The 16,225-nt window shown below is 71.9% G+C and carries 12 protein-coding genes; 2 read left to right on the top strand and 10 right to left on the bottom strand.

Annotated elements, in window-relative coordinates; all coding sequences use genetic code 11:
- Window positions 1–72: 72 nt before the first annotated feature.
- The 10 genes from ACFYOP_RS09965 to eccE all read right to left on the bottom strand — a co-directional run bounded on the left by ACFYOP_RS09965 (window position 73) and on the right by eccE (window position 13,196).
- Window positions 73–1,233, bottom strand: coding sequence for a DUF6596 domain-containing protein (locus ACFYOP_RS09965; protein ID WP_356895747.1), 1,161 nt, complete (start codon window positions 1,231–1,233; stop codon window positions 73–75).
- Between the two features lies 1 nt (window position 1,234).
- Complete coding sequence (locus ACFYOP_RS09960; RefSeq protein ID WP_356895749.1) at window positions 1,235–1,648, bottom strand: YciI family protein; 414 nt, start codon at window positions 1,646–1,648, stop codon at window positions 1,235–1,237.
- 122 nt (window positions 1,649–1,770) lie between these two features.
- Window positions 1,771–2,751, bottom strand: coding sequence for an ABC transporter ATP-binding protein (locus tag ACFYOP_RS09955; RefSeq protein WP_356895751.1), 981 nt, complete (start codon window positions 2,749–2,751; stop codon window positions 1,771–1,773).
- Between the two features lie 14 nt (window positions 2,752–2,765).
- A complete protein-coding gene (locus ACFYOP_RS09950) occupies window positions 2,766–3,761 on the bottom strand; it encodes an ABC transporter ATP-binding protein (RefSeq protein ID WP_356895753.1) in 996 nt (331 codons plus the stop codon).
- A complete protein-coding gene (locus tag ACFYOP_RS09945) occupies window positions 3,758–4,723 on the bottom strand; it encodes an ABC transporter permease (protein ID WP_356895755.1) in 966 nt (321 codons plus the stop codon). Before ACFYOP_RS09945 ends, ACFYOP_RS09950 begins: the two co-directional genes overlap by 4 nt.
- Window positions 4,720–5,769: an ABC transporter permease gene (locus tag ACFYOP_RS09940; protein WP_356895757.1), complete on the bottom strand. Its 1,050-nt coding sequence runs from the start codon at window positions 5,767–5,769 to the stop codon at window positions 4,720–4,722. Before ACFYOP_RS09940 ends, ACFYOP_RS09945 begins: the two co-directional genes overlap by 4 nt.
- Window positions 5,770–5,772: 3 nt before the next feature.
- Window positions 5,773–7,647 (bottom strand): ABC transporter substrate-binding protein, encoded by a 1,875-nt coding sequence (locus ACFYOP_RS09935; protein WP_356895759.1) that lies wholly within the window; start codon window positions 7,645–7,647, stop codon window positions 5,773–5,775.
- Window positions 7,648–7,846: 199 nt separating this feature from the next.
- Window positions 7,847–10,894: an SCO5717 family growth-regulating ATPase gene (locus ACFYOP_RS09930; RefSeq protein WP_356895761.1), complete on the bottom strand. Its 3,048-nt coding sequence runs from the start codon at window positions 10,892–10,894 to the stop codon at window positions 7,847–7,849.
- Between the two features lie 284 nt (window positions 10,895–11,178).
- Window positions 11,179–11,898 carry a hypothetical protein gene (locus ACFYOP_RS09925; RefSeq protein ID WP_356895763.1) on the bottom strand — a complete coding sequence of 240 codons (720 nt, stop codon included), beginning with the start codon at window positions 11,896–11,898 and terminating at the stop codon, window positions 11,179–11,181.
- The gene (gene eccE / locus ACFYOP_RS09920) at window positions 11,898–13,196 is read right to left on the bottom strand and encodes a type VII secretion protein EccE (protein ID WP_356895765.1); all 1,299 of its coding nucleotides are present in this window, start codon (window positions 13,194–13,196) and stop codon (window positions 11,898–11,900) included. The genes ACFYOP_RS09925 and eccE overlap by 1 nt, the downstream gene beginning before the upstream one ends.
- A gap of 218 nt (window positions 13,197–13,414) precedes the next feature.
- Here eccE and eccB point away from each other — a divergent pair, with 218 nt between their 5' ends.
- Both eccB and mycP read left to right on the top strand, forming a co-directional pair.
- On the top strand, window positions 13,415–14,956 hold the full coding sequence (gene eccB, locus ACFYOP_RS09915; RefSeq protein ID WP_356895767.1) for a type VII secretion protein EccB: 1,542 nt from the start codon (window positions 13,415–13,417) through the stop codon (window positions 14,954–14,956).
- A 9-nt stretch (window positions 14,957–14,965) separates the two neighbouring features.
- Entirely contained in the window at window positions 14,966–16,207 is a 1,242-nt protein-coding gene (mycP, locus tag ACFYOP_RS09910) for a type VII secretion-associated serine protease mycosin (RefSeq protein ID WP_356895769.1), read from the top strand.
- Window positions 16,208–16,225: the final 18 nt, after the last annotated feature.

Raw genomic sequence — 16,225 nt, 5'->3', positions numbered from 1 at the left:
GCGCGGCCGGATCCGGTTGCGTTTCCGGGCGCGGTCCCGGGTCACATGCCCGGCGTGGCCCGGCCCGGGTTGTCAGCCGCGGCCCGTGGTGTTGAGGCGGGCGGCCTGGCGGGTCAGGTGGTTGCGTTCGGGGAGGGTGGGCGCCTTCTGCGCCGCCTCCGCGTAGAGGCGGGCCGCCGTCGGGAGGTCGCCGTCGCGTTCGTGGAGGTATGCGGCCACCGCGGTGTGGCGGGGCAGGGAGTCGTCCAGCGTCGCGAGCGCCGCGAGGCCGGCGCGCGGCCCGTCGGCCTCGCCGACGGCCACCGCGCGGTTGAGGCGGACGACCGGGCTGTCGGTCAGGCGTGTGAGTTCGTCGTACCACTCGACGATCTGCACCCAGTCGGTCTCCTCGGCGGTGGGCGCGTCGGCGTGGAGCGCCGCGATGGCGGCCTGGGCCTGGAACTCGCCCAGCCGGTCGCGGGCGAGGGCCGCCTGAAGGATCTCGACGCCCTCGGCGATCAACGTCGTGTCCCACCGCCCGCGGTCCTGTTCGGCGAGCGGCACCAGGCTGCCGTCCGGCGCGGTCCGGGCGGCGCGCCGGGCGTGGTGGAGCAGCATGAGGGCGAGCAGCCCCGCCACCTCGCCGTAGAAGATGCGGCGGGCGTCGATCGCGGCCGCGAGCTGCCGGGTGAGCCGGATGGCCTCGGCGGCGAGGTCGACGTCGCCGGAGTAGCCCTCGTTGAAGACCAGATAGAGCACGCGCAGCACGGTGGCGACGTCGCCGGGCTCGTCGAACCGCACACCGGAGACGGTGCGCTTGGCCCGGCTGATGCGCTGCGCCATGGTCGCCTCGGGCACCAGATAGGCCCGGGCGATCTGCCGCGTGGTGAGCCCCCCGACGGCGCGCAGCGTGAGCGCGACCGCGGACGACGGCGTCAGGGACGGGTGGGCGCACAGGAAGTAGAGCTGGAGCGTGTCGTCCACCGCGGGCGTGGGCCCTGGCGCCGGTTCCTCGTCGACGAGGTCCTCACGCCGGCGGCGGGCGGCCTCCGCGCGGGTCGCGTCGAGGAACCGGCGCCAGGCCACGGTGACCAGCCAGCCCTTCGGGTCCCGCGGGGGCTCGGCCGGCCAGACGCGGACCGCCTCGACCAGGGCGTCCTGGACGGCGTCCTCGGCCGCCGCGAAGTCGGCTCCGCGGCGGACGAGGATTCCGAGCACGCTCGGTGTGAGGCTCCGCAGAAGGACCTCGTTCACGTCAGTGGCACTCCGCGATGTTGGGCTGCGCGGCCAGGAACGGGCGCAGCTCGAGCCACTCGTGGATCGGCTTCCCGCCCGCCCCCGGGGCGGCCGACAGCTCCCCGGCCAGCTCGACGGCGCGCTCGTAGCTGTCGACGTCGATCACCATCCAGCCGGCGATGAGGTCCTTGGTCTCGGCGAACGGGCCGTCGGTGACCGGCGGGCGGCCCTCGCCGTCGTACCGGACGAACGTCCCCTCCGGGGCGAGCGCCTGGCCGTCGACGTACTCGCCGGTCGCCTCGAGCCGGGACGCGAAGTCCTTCATGTACTGCACGTGGGCCGAGATCTCCTCGGGCGTCCACTTGTCCATGGGGACGTCGTTGGCCGGGGCCGGCGCGCCGCGGTAGTGCTTCAGCAGCAGGTACTTGGCCATGATGTTTCTCCTCTGTGCTGGTTGCGACCCATTCTCGTCGCGTTCACAGCGGGGACGGAGCCGGTCGCCGGTTCTCGACATCGCCGCCGGGTTTTTCCTGGAGATCTTTTCGAGCCGGATCCTCAGGGGGACGCCGTGGCCCAGTGGCAGGCGACCTGGGGGGCGTGCGCGTTCGGCAGGACCGGCAGGTCGCGGGTGCGGCACAGGTCGGCGACGCCCGTCCGGTCCGCCTCGCCCGCCGCGAGGACCTGGCAGCGCGCGTGGAATCGGCAGCCCCCCGGGATGCGGGACGGGTCCGGCGGCTCGCCGGTGAGGACCACCGGGTCGCCCTCCGACTCCGGCAGGACCGAAAGCAGCGCCTGGGTGTACGGATGCCGCGGCGACGTCAGGACGTCCTCCACCGGCCCGGACTCCACGATCCGTCCGAGGTACATCACCGCCACCCGGTCCGCGATGTTCCACGCGAGGCCCAGGTCGTGGGTGACGACGAGCGCGGACAGGCCCAGTTCGTCCCGCAGACGCAGCAGCAGCGCCAGGATCTCGCCGCGTACGGACGCGTCGAGCGAGGCCACCGGCTCGTCGGCGACGATCAGTTCCGGCTCGAGGACCAGCGCGCCCGCGATGACGACGCGCTGCCGCTGACCGCCGGACAGCTCGTGCGGGTAGCGCAGGAAGAAGCGCTCCGGCGGGCGCAGACCGGCCCGGGACAGCGCCTCGGCGACCGCCGCGCGCTCGTCGCCCGCGTAACCGTGGATCCGCAGGCCCTCGGCCACGGCGTCGTAGACGGTGTGGCGCGGGTTGAGCGATCCGCTCGGGTCCTGGAGCACGAGCTGCACCCGCTTGCGGTACGCCTTCAGCGCGCGGGAGCCTTGGCCGAGGGGTTCCCCGCCGAAGGTGACGCGTCCGGAGGTGGGTGTCACCAGGCCGAGGAGCGAGCGGGCCAGGGTGGTCTTGCCGCAGCCGGACTCACCGACGAGGGCGACGATCTCGCCGGAGCCGATGTCGAGGTCGACGCCGTCGACGGCCCGCGCGGACGGGTCGCCCCGGCGGCCGGGGAAGGTGACGTGCAGGCCGGCGGCCGACAGCAGGGGAGAGGTGGTCACGAGGGGCTCCTGTGTCACAGCTGCTTCTCCGTCCGGGGGTTCGCGCCGGCTGCGGCCCCCACCAGCACGCAGGCCGCCCGGTGTCCCTCGGCCGTCGTGACGAGTTCCTGGTCCTGTTCGGAGCAGGTGTCGAGGGCGACCGGGCAGCGCGGGTGGAAGGTGCAGCCGCTCGGCAGCGACGACGGGTCCGGCGGGTCGCCGGGGAGACCGCGCGGGGCCCGGCGCGACGCGGGGTCGCCGATACGGGGAAACGCGGCGGACAGCGCCCGCCCGTAGGGATGCTCGGCGCGGTCGTACACCGTGCGGGCCGGGCCCTCCTCGACGACGCGGCCCGCGTACATCACCGCGAGGCGGTCGCAGGTGTCGGCGAGCACCCCCAGGTCGTGACTGATCATCAACAGGCTGATGTCCTGCTCGGCGACCAGCTGTTCGATGAGCCGCAGGATCTGCGCCTGGATCATGACGTCGAGCGCGGTCGTCGGCTCGTCGGCGACGATCAGCCGCGGATCGCAGGCGAGGGCCATGGCGATCATGACGCGCTGCCGCTGTCCGCCGGACAGCTCGTGCGGGTAGGCGTCGGCGCGGGCCGCGGGCAGCCCCACGTGCTGGAGCAGCTCGCCGACGCGCCGCTTCGCCTCCGCGGGAGTGGACCTGCGGTGCAGCAGGATCGGCTCGGAGATCTGGTCGCCGACCCGGTGCACCGCGTTGAGCGAGTGCATCGCGCCCTGGAAGACGATGGACGCGCCCGCCCACCGTACGGCCCGCAGCCGGCCCCACTTCATGGCGAGCACGTCCTCGCCGTCGAGCAGGATCTCGCCGGTCAGCTTCGCGGAGGCGGGCAGCAGCCGCAGCAGCGCCAGGGCCAGCGTCGACTTGCCGCAGCCGGACTCGCCGGCGACGCCGAGCTTCTGCCCGGCGGCCAGGGACAGGTCGACGCCGCGCACGGCGGGCACCGCCCGGGTCCCGGAGCCGTAGGTCACATGCAGGTCCTTGACCTCGAGCTGGCTCAACGTGCCACTCCCAGCTTCGGGTTGAGTACGGACTCGATGGCCCGCCCGCACAGGGTGAAGGCGAGCGCCACGAGTGCGATGGCGATTCCGGGCGGCGCGAGGTACGACCAGTGGCCGGAGGACACCGCGCCCGCCTCCCGCGCGTCCTGGAGCATGCCGCCCCAGGAGACGACGGTCGGGTCGCCCAGGCCGAGGAAGGCGAGCGTCGCCTCGGTCAGGATCGCGCTGGAGATGCCGAGCGTGGTCTGCGCGAGCACCAGCGGCATCACGTTCGGCAGGACGTGGCGCTTCATGATGTGACCGTGTCCGCCGCCGAGGGCCTTGGCGCGCTCGATGTAGGGCCGGGACTCCACGGCGATGGTCTGCGCCCGGACGAGCCGTGCCGTGGTGGGCCAGCTGGCGACCCCGATGGCGATGATCACCGTCCAGATGTTGCGGGACATCACCGTCGCCAGCACGATCGCCAGCACCAGCGTGGGCATGACCAGGAACCAGTCCGTGATCCGCATCAGCACGGTGGACAGCCAGCCGCCGTAGTGGCCCGCGATGATCCCGACCAGCGTGCCGATCGCCACGGACAGGGCGGCGGCGAGCAGTCCGACGGTGAGCGAGATACGGGCTCCCCACACCAGCAGTCCGAGCAGTGAACGGCCGAACTGGTCGGTGCCGAGGGGGAATTCACCGCTCGGTTTCTCCATGGCCGTGCCGGGCGCGTTGGTGACGCTCTGCACGTCGCCGCCGACGAGGAGCGGCGCCGTGAGAGCCGTCAGCGCGATGAGCGCCAGTGCCGCGAGGCCGAAGAGCCCGGCGCGGTGGCCCCGGTACGAGCGCCAGAAGCGGGCCACGGAGTGGCGGCGCCGCTCCCGGGCCAGGGACCTCGCGGTCCGGGCGGGCCCGGCGTCCGGGCCGGTGCCCGGCGCGGGCGGTGTCGTCTTCGTCGGCGGCGTCGGTGTCGTCGTCATCGGCCCACCCGGGGATCGAGCAGCGGATACAGCAGGTCGGCGAGGAGGTTCATCACGATCATCGCGCCGGCGAAGACCACGAAGAGCCCCTGCACCAGCGGCAGGTCGGGCACGCTGAGCGCCTGGTAGAACAGCCCGCCGAGACCCGGCCAGGAGAACACCGTCTCCACGAGGATCGAACCGGCGGCCACATGGCCCAGGTTGATGAAGACCATGGTGACGGTCGGCAGCAGCGCGTTCGGCACCGCGTGCCGGCGGCGCACCATGTCGTCGCGCAGCCCCTTGGCCCGCGCCGTCGTCAGATAGTCGCTGCCCATCTCGTCGAGCAGCGACGAGCGCATGACCAGCAGCGTCTGCGCGTATCCCACGGCGACCAGGGTGAGGACCGGCAGCACCATGTGGTGCGCCACGTCGAGTACGTACGCGAAGCCGGTCTCGTCGCCCGACTCCATGCCGCCGGTCGGGAACATCCCGGGAAGGGGGCCGACGCCGACCGAGAAGGTGATGATGAGCAGCAGCCCGAGCCAGAAGCCCGGCACGGACCACAGGGTCAGCGCCAGGCCCGTGTTGAGCTTGTCGCCGAGGCTGCCGTGCCGCCAGGCGGAACGGGTGCCCAGCCAGAGGCCGATCGCCGAGTAGATGACGACCGCGACCCCGGTGAGCAGCAGCGTCGCCGGGATCTTCTGGACGATCAGATCGCCGACGGGGGCGTGGAACTGGTACGACATGCCGAGGTCGCCCGTCAGGGCGCTCCCGCAGTAGTCGGTGAACTGCTGCCACATCGGCTTGTCCAGCCCGAACTGCCGCCGCAGCGTGGCCATCTGCTCCGCCGACGTCGGCGCGCCGTGGGTCATGGCCTTCACCGGGTCACCGGGGATGATCCGGAAGAGGAAGAAGCTGGTGACCAGGACGGCGAGCAGCGAGACCGCCGCGCCGCCGAGCTTGCCCGCCACGTACTGGAGATAGGCGCGTACGTTCTCGCTCGCGGCGCGGGCCTCGTGGGCCCGCGCCACAGCGGTCGTGCCGGTCGTGCTTGTCGTGCTCATCGACTATTCACGGTCTTCCGCGGTGGAACGGCGACGCATCGCGACGAACAGCCCGAGGGCGGCGGCGAGGACGACGGCCGCGCCGACGCCGACCGCCACACCGGTGGAGGAGCCGGTGTCCGAGCTGCCGCCGGCCGCGGCCGGCTCGGCCGACCACCAGCTCCAGTAGCCGTCCTGACCGTAGATGTTGCCGGCCGCCTCCGGCATCGTCGTGATGGACTTGATCTGGTCCGTACGGTACGCCTCGACGGCGTTCGGGTACGCGAGGACATTCATGTAGCCCGTGTCGTACAGCCGTGACTGCATCTGCTTGACCAGATCGGCGCGCTTGGCCGGGTCGTACTCGACGGCCTGCTTCGCGTACAGGTCGTCGAACTGCTTGTCGCAGATGAAGTTGTCCGTCGCGCCGGTGTCCTTGGGTGTGGCGGGCAGGGCCGCGCAGGTGTGGATCGACAGGACGAAGTCCGGGTCGGGGTTGACGGACCAGCCGTCGAAGGCCAGGTCGTAGTCGCCCTTGAGCCACGGGTCGGACACGTTGTCGAGGCACTCGACCTTCAGCCCGATGCCGAGCTCGCCCCACCACTCCTGGAGGTACTTGCCGATCGCCTTGTCGTTCGGGTCCGTGGCGTGGCACAGGATGCGGAAGTCGAGCGCCTTGCCGTCCTTGCCGACGCGCTTGCCGCTGCCGTTCTTCTTGTAGCCGGCCTCGTCGAGGAGCCGGGCGGCCTCCGCCGGGTCGTAGCCGATCTTCTGGCCCGCCTCGGGCTGCCAGAAGTACGACCCGAAGCGCGGCGGGATGTACCCCTCGCCCTCGACGGCGTGGCCCTGGAAGACCTTGTCGACGATGGTCGCGCGGTCGGTGGCGTGGAACAGCGCCTTGCGCACCGCCGGGTCGAGCAGTGCCTTGTGGCCGTTGCCGAACTTCTTGCCGTCCTTGGACTGCGCGCCCGGGTTGGTGGCGAGCGCGAAGAAGCGGCGGCCGGGAGCGTCGTTGACCTTGATGTTCTCGGCGCTCTTCAGGGCGTTCGCCTGCGCCGGGGTCAGCCCCTGGACGAACGACACCTCGCCCTTCTGGAGGGCGGCGACCGCGGCGTCACCGTCCTTGTAGTACTTGAAGACCAGCTCGTCGAACTTGGGCGTCCCGCGCCAGAAGGTCTTGTTCGGCGCCAGCTTCACGTACTGGTCGACCTTGAAGTCCGTGATGACGAACGGGCCGTTGCCCACGATCGGGAACTGCTTGTCGTTGTTGAACTCCGAGAAGTCGCCGACCTTCTCCCAGACGTGCTTCGGCACGATCGGCACGTCCAGCGCCGTCATCGTGGCCTGGGGCTTCTTCAGCTCGACGACGAGCGTTCTCGGGTCGGGGGCGGTGACCTTCTTGAAGTTGGCGGTGAAGCTGCCGTTGGCGGTGGCGGCGTTCGGGTCGCTCATCATCTTGTTGAACGTCCACGCCGCGTCCTCGGCGGTCGCCTGCTTGCCGTCCGACCACTTGGAGTCGTCGCGGATGGTGTACGTCCACGTCAGCTTGTCCGGCGAGGACTTCCACTCGGTGGCGAGACCCGGGACGGTGTGGCCGTCCTTGGGGTCGTAGTTCGTCAGATAGTCGTAGGTCAGACGGTGGATGGAGGTGCTCACCAGCCGCTGGGCCAGGAACGGGCTCAGCGAGTCGATGCTCTGCGACACGGCGACGGTGAGGACCTGCTTGCCGTCGTCGGCGGCGGCCTGCGCCTGCGCTTGGGCCTGCGTCCGGGGCTGTGCCTGGGCCTGGGGGACCACGGCGCCTGCCGTCACCAGTGCGGAGGCCACGGCGCCAGTGGCGAGGACCAATCGGAAGCGGGGACGTTGCCGGGTGCTCTGGGGTGATGCCGTTGTGACCATGGACAGTGACCTCGCGTCATTACTCGCACGGAGAGGGCGGGTTGGTGATCTCTGGTTCGCCAGCTGGTGAAGCGAAGGTCTATCAGGGCGGTCATGCCGCGTCAACGGCCCCTCAAACACCGTGTGGGCTGCGGGAATACGACGAGGGCCCGCACCGGTGAGTCGGTGCGGGCCCTCATTGGTTCAGACCTCTGTCGCGTTACTGCTGAGGGGCTGGCGGCGGCTGCGGGGGCTGCTGCTGCGGCCAGCCGGCGGGCGGGAACTGACCGGGCGGAACCTGCGCCTGCGCCTCGGGCCCGGCGGCCCCGGGGGACTGCGGACCGGCCGGGGCGGCCGGGTGGGCCTGGTGGGCCGGGGGCTGCTGCTGCCAGGCCTGGCCCTGCGGCGGGTATCCCTGCTGGGGCCCGCCGTACGGAGGCTGGGGCTGCTGAGGGTGCTGCGGCTGGGGCGGGTACGGCTGTCCGGGGCCCTGCTGTCCTGGCTGCGGCTGTCCGGGTACGGGCTGCCCCGGCTGCGGCTGGCCCTGCCACGGTCCCTGGCCGTGGCCCGGCATCGGCGGGGCGGCCTGCGGCGGCGGGTTGCCGTTCGCCGTCCAGAGCCCCTGCTGCTGCTGGGCGCGTACGAAGTCCTCGGCGATCAGCGCGGACAGGTTGAAGTACGCCTCACGCGTCTTCGGCCGCATCATGTCGAGGTCGACCTCCGCGCCCGCCGCGAGGTGCTCGTCGAACGGCACGACCACGACACCGCGGCAGCGCGTCTGGAAGTGCTGCACGATGTCGTCCACCTTGATCATCTTGCCGGTCTCGCGGACCCCGGAGATGACCGTGATCGAACGCTGCACCAACTCGGCGTACCCGTGGGCGGACAGCCAGTCCAGCGTGGTCGACGCGCTGCTCGCGCCGTCGACGGACGGCGTCGAGATGATGATCAGCTGGTCGGCCAGGTCCAGCACCCCGCGCATCGCGCTGTAGAGCAGGCCCGTGCCCGAGTCGGTGAGGATGATCGGGTACTGCTTGCCCAGCACGTCGATCGCGCGCCGGTAGTCCTCGTCGTTGAACGTCGTCGAGACGGCCGGGTCCACGTCGTTGGCGATGATCTCCAGACCCGAGGGCGCCTGCGAGGTGAAGCGGCGGATGTCCATGTACGAGTTGAGGTACGGGATCGCCTGGACCAGGTCACGGATGGTGGCCCCGGTCTCACGGCGCACCCGGCGGCCCAGCGTGCCGGCGTCCGGGTTGGCGTCGATCGCGAGGATCTTGTCCTGCCGCTCCGTGGCGAGCGTCGAACCCAGCGCCGTGGTGGTCGTCGTCTTGCCGACACCGCCCTTGAGGGAGATGACCGCGATCCGGTAGCAGGACAGCACCGGCGTACGGATCAGCTCCAGCTTCCGCTGCCGCTCGGCCTCCTCCTTCTTGCCGCCGAGCTTGAAGCGGTTGGCGCCGGAGGGATTGCGGCTCGACTTGGGCTTCGGCTTGTTGTTGCGCAGCAGCCGGTCGGAGGACAGCTCGACGGCCGCCGTGTAGCCGAGCGGAGCGCCCGGCACCGAACGCTCGCGCTGGTCGTGCGTGACCGGCGTGGGCCAGGCCCCAGCGGTACGCGGGTCGACGGGCGGACCGGGCTGCTGGGGGTACGCGTACCCGGGCTGGTTCTGGTTCTGGGGACCGCCCTGCTGTGGGGGCGCCTGCTGCGGCTGGACCTGGGGCGGCTGGCCGTGCGGCGGTTGGGGCTGGGGCTGCTGTGCGTGCGGCGGCTGGCCGGCCTGTGGGGGGAGCGGCGCGGGCGCGCCGGGGCCGGGCTGTCCGGGGTGCGGCTGGTCCGGCTGGGGAAAGCCGTAACCGCCTTGGGGAGCCTGACCGGGTGCGCCGGGCGCGGGCTGCGCGTGCGGCCGGCCCTGCTGCGGGAAGCCGTATCCGCCGCCCTGGGGCTGAGGCTGGGGCTGTCCAGGGGCGCCCTGCTGGGGGAACCCGTATCCGCCCTGGGCCGCCTGGCCGGGGGCGCCCTGCTGCGGGAAGCCGTACCCGCCCTGCGGCGCAGGTGCGGGTGCCGGAGCAGTGGCAGGGGTAGGGGCAGGGGCGGCGGGGTAGGCGGGCTGTCCGGGCTGCGGTTGTCCCGGCTGCGGGTAGCCGTAGCCCGCCGGCTGCCCCGGTGCCTGCGCGGACGGGTCCGCGCCAGGCGCCTGGGACGCCGGCCACTGCGGTGCCGCCGCCGGTGCGGCCGGCTGGAACTCGGGCGGGAGCGGCGGCAGTCCGCCGCCCTGTGCGGTCGGCGCCCAGGGCTGACCGGTCGCCGGGGAGTCCTGCGGCTCTGCGGGAGCCGGCGGGGCGCTGTCCGCGGCGGCCGCCGGGGCGGGCGCGGCGTCGGAGGGCTCGTCGTCCGCGGACGGGCCGGTGTCCCGGGGCGCGTCGGCGCGGTCGTCGGAGTCGGTGCTGTCGGTGCTGTCGGTGCCGGCGTCCGGGCCGTCGGCGGAGTCCTCGGCAGACGTGCCGGCGGGCGCGGGCTCTTCGGCCGCGCTGCCGGACGTACTGTCGCCGGGCTCGGCGTCACCGTCCGCGTCACCGTCCTCCGGGGCGGCGTCGTCCGCCGCGGTCGTCGGCGCGGGGAGCTCAGGGCCCGGTTCCGACTCCTCTCGGGGCGCGGACGCGTCGGACTCGGCGGAGGTGCCGTCCGCCCCGCCCGCCTCCGCCGCGGTCCGCTCGGCGATCTCACGCTGCAGCGCGGCGGGGGAGAACCGCATGGTGGCGCCGCTCTCCACATCGCCGCCGCCCCCGAAGGACTGCCACGACAGCTCCGGCTCGTCCGGCTCGGCGGAAGCGGCCGCGGGCTCCGGAGCAGCGGCCGGCCCGGACGCCTGCGCGTCGTCCGGTGCGGGCGAGGGCGCCGGCACGACCGGGGCCGCGGCGGGCGCCGGTTCCTGCGGCGCGGACGGTGCGGGCGCGGACGGTGCGGGCGCGGACGCTGGGGGCGCGGACGCTGGGGGCGCGGACGGTGCGGGCGTGGCCGCCCAGTTGGGCTCGTAACCGCTCCCCGCGGGCAGCCCCGGCACGGCCACGGGCGCACCCTGCGGCGGGGGCGGCGTGGGCGCCTGCCCGGAGCCCGCGCCAGAGGTGTCGCCCGACGCGTTCTGCGTGTACCAGGCAGGCGGGGTGTAGTCGATGGTGAACTCACCCGTCATCTCTGCGGGCTCCGCGTCGGACTCGTCGACGGGAATGTTCCAGCCCCCGTGGATGTCGTCCCGATCGCCGTTCACTTTGCCTCCTGGTGTGGTCGAGCACCCTTGTGCCGTCGTGGGTGGGGGCCACCGCCTTCTTCGGATCGGCCCGGCTCTCCCCCTGGGACGCGGCCGGTACGCCCGCAGGTTCTTCCGCCGTGCCCCGACCCACCCTAATCGCCGACCACACCACTACGGCAGGCCCGTCCTGGCGTCGGCTACTGTCCCCTACATCACGCCTTGCCCCCAGGTGACCCGGGTACACCGGAGCGTAAGAAATCCGCCAGGGCAAACCGGCACAACCCCGAACGGAACCGCCCCGCTCAGTCCATCCGCCGGGCGCTGCCCAACAATCCGGTCTCGGCGTCGGTGGCCTGTGTCATGACGAATTGACGGTCCCTCGGCGTGCACCAGAGGGTCACTCCGTCGGCGAGCGTGGAGAGCGCTTCCGTCTCCGCCTGTGGCAGATGCATGATGCGACCGATATGCCGTGCCTCGTCGGGTGAGACGCGCTGGACGCCGACCAGGCCGGACTTTTCCATCAGCCGAGGTGCGACCGGGCTCAGATAAGGCAACAGGGTCAGTACCGACTGCCACGGACCTGAGATGACACGCCCCCGCGGCGGCCGCATTCCGCAGTCACGCACCACGACCACGGGACTCCCGGCCGACGGGCCCTGCGGCGGCACCCGGCCCACATCGTGGAGCGAGATGCACTGCTGGCCACCCCCGGCGGCCTGCGCCAGCGTGGTCCACGCCGGCGCCCGTCCCGTCTCGACGGTGACCCTGGCGCCTGTGGCGGCAGCGCGCAGGGCGAGGATCTGTGCCGTCCACAGACCGCCGATCAGCGTGACGTCGTACGGGGTGGGGCGATTGATGCCCAGGACGGCAGGCTTGCCCTCGGCGTCGACACCGATGACCATGCCGTCGTCCCCGACCGGAAGAGTGAGGGCGGCAAGTTGGTCCACGGACATCGCATGCCGGTCCCTGCGGGGGCCGACGAGACCGAAACCGATGCGCGGCTTGGCGGCGGGTGCGGACATCAGCGGGCTCCCCCGAGCGGCAGTGTGGCGAGCATGCCGGGCAGTTGCTCGCGGTCGAGTCGCACCAGACCGGTCCTGACCCCACGGGCCGCCCGCTCCAGTTCGTGACGTGCGGCGACCAGTTCCTCGTCGCTGCGCCCGGTGATCCGGACATGCCCGGTGACCGTCACGCCCTGCCGGTCGCCCTGTCCCAGCGTCAGACTGAACGTCGTCGCCAGTGCGGGAATCGAGGTGAGCAGGGCCACCAGCTGAGGCATGGAGGCTCCACCGCCGCCGAGCCCGGGCCAGCGGCCCACCCAGTACGTCGTGTGCCTGCGGTCGTCGATGCGCCAGGTGCGGGAGGTCTCCTGGGTGCGCCGGGCGGGCACTTCGGCCCGGCCCGCCTGTGCGATGGCCATGGGGCTGGCACAGGACGAGGTGGCGATGGCCGACGTGAGCTCCTGCTCGGTCAGCACGGTCGTCCGGAAACCTGCGCCCGTGAGACGGCTCGCCAGCTGGTCCGCCGCGCGCACCACGCACTTCTGCGCACCTTCGAGGCCGCCGCCACGGGCGGCGACCGCCTCCGGGCACAGTTCGGGGTCGAGCTTCAGGGCGATCCAGGTGATCCGCAGCGCCGGCGATCCGGTCTGAGCCTGCAGCGGCGCGTAGTTGCGTGCCGCGATGGACTGCTGAGGCAGGTGGGGGGCGGGCGCGGGCTGGGTGTGCTGGACGATCTGGGCGGACTCCAGCCGGATGCCGTCCACCTCCATGATCTCTCCGACCACGGCCATGGGGAGAGGCCGGGCGGTGCGCTCCGGGCGCAGCGCCGTCGTGTCCGTCTCGACCTGGAGCACGGCGGTCAGGAACGTGCCGTCGCCGATCATCCCGACCGGACGCCGGTCACGGTCGCTGTACGTGTAGGTGCGCAGGGCCGGGTCGCACTCCACGACCGGCGCCAGTCCCGGCTCGGTGTCCGGGGGGATGACCAGAGACTTCGCCCGCCGCGTGCGCGCGCGCAGGGCGAACACGGTGGAAAGCCATTCGGGCAGCGAGCGGCGGTGCCTGCGCACCACCGCGAGCAGCACCAGCAGGGCCGCGAGCACGCCCGCCGGGACGAGCAGGAGCGGGTCGGCGATCCAGGCCACCAGCATCACGGCGGCGGCTATCTCGATCAATACGAGCTGTTGCAGTCGGAACGTGCCGAAGTGGCCGGGCCGCGCCCGCAGACGAGGGGCGCCGGTGCCCGCGGAGGAAGGAGCCGGCGGTGCTGACGAGCGTCTGCGGGCCGCGGGCCGCGCGCGCGTCGCGGAAGCCGTCATGTGGGCACCCCCCGGTTCATTAGGCCCCGATTCATCCCGATCACCCCTGTCCAGCCCTGCACAGCAAGGCTTCCGGCGGCTGGATCACCCTACCCGCCCCACGAGCACCATCGATCAACAGGCATAGTAGGGGGCCGGTCCGACACGCAGGGCCCGGGGACCGTGCTCACCACAAGGGCCCCGCGGGGAGACAGTGCCTTCTTTACCAATGGGGACTCATGGCATCACGGCGGGATGAGCTCAACGCATACACCTTTGCGAAGAAGCGCACGGTGGCGGCATTCCTCCAACCCTCCCCCTCCGGCACGGAAGAGGGCGCCCCCAGGCCGCTGCGCGCAATCGTGCCGAGTCTGATCGTGGGTGTGCTGATCGTGGCCGGTTTCGGCGCCTTCGGCATGTTCAAGCCCAAGGCCCCCAAGGACTGGGCGGCGCCGGGCACCAGGGTGATTGTGGGCAAGGACTCCACCACCCGTTACGTGGTGCTCCAGACCGGCAAGGGCAAGAGCAAGAAGGTGCTGCTCCACCCGGTGCTGAATCTGGCCTCCGCACGGCTGTTGCTGACGCCCGATCAGTTCAAGGTCATCCAGGTCGCCGACGACGTCCTCGACTCGGGCAAGCCGCCCAGGGGCCCGATCCTCGGCATCCCGTACGCCCCCGACCGTCTGCCCAGCGAGAAGGAGGCGGCCAAGGCCAAGCGCTGGGCGGTGTGCGAGCAGCCGGGCGCCGGCAAGGGCGCGTCAGCGCAGAAGGCGACATTCATCTTCGCCGAGCGCGACCTGGAGAGGACCGAGGGCAAGGGCAGGCTTCAGGGAGGCCAGGTCCTTTACGTCGAGGGCAAGAGCGGGCGCTACCTCGTCGACGCGGCGGGAACCAAGTACCTGGTGCGCGGGACGAAGACCGATGCGGACCTCCTCACTCGCGCGCTCGTCGGCGACCGCACCGAACCGCAGCCGGTCACGGAGGACTGGCTGGCGACTCTGCACGACGGCAGCCCGGTCGACTTCCCCGTGATCCCCGGTGAGGTGGGCGCACCGGCCGGTGTCGGCGGCGGGCTGACCGCCGAGCAGGACCGGGTGGGCGTGGTGCTCCAGGCTCAGACGGGCGCCGGGCCGCGGCACTACGTCGTCCTCGAGGGCAAGGTGCAGCCGGTGTCGGACTTCACCGCGTGGCTCCTGATCAACTCCCCGCAGACCGACAGCCTGGACATGGGCGGGCGGGCCACGGTCGTCGACGCCGCATCCTTCACCCCGGAGCCGGACGTCTTCGCCGCCGAGAAGCGCTGGCCGGAGAAGAAGTCCGAGCACGTCAACTCCGCGACCGGGGGCCGCGACACCGTGTGCAACGTGCTGCGGAAAGTGGACAATAAGGGTCGTACGACGCTGTCCACCTGGGCAGGGTCCGCCTATCCGGCGGAGATCACCGCGGGCGGCACGAGCACCTACGTCACCCCCGGCTCCGGAATGCTCTACACCCAGGTGCAGGGCCGGCAGACGAAGCCGGACGGGTCGCTCTTCCTGGTGACGGACACCGGACTGCGCTACGCGGTCCAGGCGAACGGTGACAGTGACTCCGAACGGTCGGACATCGGCGCAGGGGGGCAGGGAGACCAGCAGGACGGTCGTCCCGAGCCCAGCCAGGCGCAGATCCGCCTCGGATACGGCAGGATCGTCCCTTCGCTGGTCCCCATCGTGTGGTCGGAATTCCTGTCCAAGGGGCCGCGTCTGGACACCAACAGCGCACGCCAGCCGCAGGGTTCGTAAGGAGTGCCGATGCCGTATCCGCGTAAGCGAGCCGCGGCGGCCGCCGCCGTGTTGCTCACCGCACTGTCCGTCGCGCCCTCGGCCGCCGTGGCCGCCGAAGGGCCGGAGGGCGCCGCGCTCGACGGCAGTGGCGAGTGCACCTTCCCGATGAAGGAGCAGATCGCGGACACTCCGTGGCCCCTCCAGCGGGTTCTGCTCGACGAGTTGTGGCAGGACACCAAGGGCAAGGGTGTCCGCGTCGCCGTCATCGACACCGGGGTCGACAACGACAACGTCCAGTTGAAGCCGGCCGTCGACGCCTCCGCGGGCAAGGACCTTCTCAAGCCCGACAAGAACAACAGCGACGAGAAGCGCGGCAAGACCGACGGAACCGTGGACCTGGTGGGCCACGGCACCAAGGTCGCGGGCATCATCGCCGCGCGCCCCCGTAAGGGGACCGGCTTCGTCGGGATCGCGCCCGAGTCCACCATCATCCCGATCCGCCAGAACGACGAGAACAACAGCGGCAACGACCTGACGATGGCCACGGCGATCGACCACGCCGTCGCCAAGGGCGCCGACGTCATCAACATCTCCCAGGACACCACCAAGCCGCTCGGAGCCGACTCGGCGCTCAACAAGGCGGTGCAGCGGGCGATAGGCGCGGGCGTCGTGGTCGTCGCCTCCGCGGGCAACGACGGCATGGACGGCAAGGTCAAGAACACCTATCCCGCCGCGTTCCCGGGCGTGCTGGCCGTGGCCTCCTCCGACCGCAACAACGAGCGCGCGCCGTTCTCCCAGGCCGGCGCCTTCGTCGGCGTGGCGGCGCCCGGTGTGGACATCGTCTCCACGGTTCCTGGCAACGGGCAGTGTGTCGACAACGGCACCAGCTTCTCCGCGCCGTATGTCGCCGGGGTCGCGGCCCTGCTGACGGCCAAGCACCCGAAGTGGACGCCGGCCCAGATCATCGCCGAGATCGAGCAGACCGCCACCCGCAGCATCAACGGTCGCGACAACTTCGTCGGCTGGGGCGTGGTCGACCCGGTACGCGCCCTCAGCGGCGACGAAAAGCCTCAGGCGGCCCCGCGCGCCGACCCCGGCCCGGCCGCACCGCCCGCGCCGGAACCGGCGCATCTGGCGATGACGGAGACCGTGCAGGAACGCAACGAACGCTATGCAACCTATGCGCTGGGAATCTGCGTCGTACTGGTGACGGTGATCGCCGGCACGGCGACGGTCATCAGGGACACTGCGCGGAAACGGGCACGCTGAAGCAAGTAACCGTAAAAC

This window comes from Streptomyces sp. NPDC006294 (assembly GCF_042870895.1).
In the GTDB taxonomy this organism is placed as follows: domain Bacteria; phylum Actinomycetota; class Actinomycetes; order Streptomycetales; family Streptomycetaceae; genus Streptomyces.
This window is presented reverse-complemented; position numbering and strand designations above follow the sequence as displayed.

Coding starts and splice junctions, on each gene's coding strand:
- ACFYOP_RS09960 (WP_356895749.1), bottom strand. CDS start 1,648: ATGGCCAAGTACCTGCTGCTGAAGCACTACCGCGGCGCGCCGGCCCCG.
- ACFYOP_RS09945 (WP_356895755.1), bottom strand. CDS start 4,723: ATGACGACGACACCGACGCCGCCGACGAAGACGACACCGCCCGCGCCG.
- ACFYOP_RS09940 (WP_356895757.1), bottom strand. CDS start 5,769: ATGAGCACGACAAGCACGACCGGCACGACCGCTGTGGCGCGGGCCCAC.
- ACFYOP_RS09935 (WP_356895759.1), bottom strand. CDS start 7,647: ATGGTCACAACGGCATCACCCCAGAGCACCCGGCAACGTCCCCGCTTC.
- ACFYOP_RS09925 (WP_356895763.1), bottom strand. CDS start 11,898: ATGTCCGCACCCGCCGCCAAGCCGCGCATCGGTTTCGGTCTCGTCGGC.
- eccE (WP_356895765.1), bottom strand. CDS start 13,196: ATGACGGCTTCCGCGACGCGCGCGCGGCCCGCGGCCCGCAGACGCTCG.
- eccB (WP_356895767.1), top strand. CDS start 13,415: ATGGCATCACGGCGGGATGAGCTCAACGCATACACCTTTGCGAAGAAG.
- mycP (WP_356895769.1), top strand. CDS start 14,966: ATGCCGTATCCGCGTAAGCGAGCCGCGGCGGCCGCCGCCGTGTTGCTC.